The organism is Streptomyces sp. WELS2, assembly GCF_013870595.1.
Classification (GTDB): domain Bacteria; phylum Actinomycetota; class Actinomycetes; order Streptomycetales; family Streptomycetaceae; genus Streptomyces.
Genome location: NZ_JACBWZ010001219.1, coordinates 1 through 1,420, shown reverse-complemented (window position 1 = coordinate 1,420; position 1,420 = coordinate 1). Strand labels below are relative to the sequence as shown.

General features: G+C 73.5%; 2 protein-coding genes. One reads left to right on the top strand and one right to left on the bottom strand.

From position 1 onward, the window contains the following. Nucleotides 1-348 precede the first annotated feature (348 nt). Entirely contained in the window at nt 349-948 is a 600-nt protein-coding gene (locus H5J33_RS35175) for an NADAR family protein (RefSeq protein ID WP_181798705.1), read from the top strand. On the opposite strand, the gene H5J33_RS35170 is transcribed toward H5J33_RS35175, so the two are convergent. Beyond that, nucleotides 926-1,420, bottom strand: a 495-nt coding sequence (locus H5J33_RS35170; RefSeq protein WP_258565619.1) for a DUF4190 domain-containing protein, incomplete at its 5' end; no start/stop codon positions are given. The genes H5J33_RS35175 and H5J33_RS35170 overlap by 23 nt on opposite strands.

The window sequence follows — 1,420 nt, the reverse complement described above, 5'->3', positions numbered from 1 at the left end:
CCGGCCGGTGGCGGGGTCGACCACGGCGTGGTGGCGGCCCGAGGTGCCCTTGGCCGGCCGGCCGGCGATGAACTGCGCGCCGTCCGCGAACCGGTCCTGGGCGGGGAATCGTTCCGGGGTGGCGGTGCCCGGGTTGTGCATGTCGCTCTCCTCCGCCGTACGCCCCGTCCCGGGGGTGGTGGCGTAGCTCCAGCTCGATTTGAGTGCCGATCCTGACAGAGCCATAGGGCACCAACAAGTGATTCCGTTGTTGCCTTTTGGTTACGCGACGGAATCTGTCGACCAGGTGTCGAGTCGGGGGGCGAAAGGGCGGACGGATTGTCAGTGGTGCGTGCCAGACTCGCGTGCATGGGAAGGATCGACGGGGTGGAATCCCTGATCAGAGAGGTCCGCGCGGGTGCCCGCGTGAAGTACCTCCACTTCTGGGGGCACCGCCCGCGGCCGGACGGGCGGATCGGCGCGAGCTGTCTGAGCCAGTGGTGGCCGTCACCCTTCGTGGTGGACGGAGTGGAGTACGCGACGGCGGAGCACTGGATGATGGCCGGCAAGGCCCGGCTGTTCGGGGACGCCGAGGCGGAGCGCCGGGTGCTGGCCGCCGGGCACCCCGCCGCCGCGAAGAAGGCCGGGCGGCTGGTCCGGGGTTTCGACGAGGAGACCTGGGAGCGGGAGCGGTTCCGCATCGTGACCGAGGGCAGCGTGCACAAGTTCGCCGCCGACGACGGCCTCCGGCAGTTCCTGCTGAACACCGGGGACCGGGTGCTGGTGGAGGCCAGCCCCGTGGACCGCGTCTGGGGCATAGGCCTCGCGGCGGACGACGAGGCGGCGTCGGACCCACGGCGATGGCAGGGACTGAACCTGCTGGGCTTCGCCCTGATGGAGGCGCGCGAGCGGTTGGCGGGGGCGGGCGCCGGCCGGGGGCGCGCGGTCAGCCGAACGCCGCGACCATGACGGCGAACAAGGTCAGCACCAGGACGACGCCCGTCACCCCGCAGATGAGGCCGGCCAGGGCCACCCCGGGGTTCGTGGCCTCGCCCCGTTTCGCCTTCCCCCGGCCGAGCGCGCCGAAGATGATCGCGAGGATGCCCAGCACCAGAGCGAGCGGCCAGGCGAGGAAGCCGATGTCCGAGAGGATGCCGAGCACGAGGGAGGCCGTACCCATGCCGTTGCTCGGGGGCGCCTGCATGCCGGGCCAGCCGTAGCCGTTGCCGACGGGGTAGGGGGCGTGCTGCGGGCCCGGCTGGCCGTAGGCCGGCAGGGTGCCCGGGTAGCCGTACGGCACCTGCCCGGGGCCGTCGGGGGCGATGGGCGGCGGGGGCACGGGTTCCGCTCCCGCGGGCGGGGCGAAGGGGTGGGCCTGGGCCGCCGGACCGAAGGCGGGGGGTGCGTAGGGGTCGGGCGCCGGGGCGGGGCCGGAGTGGGC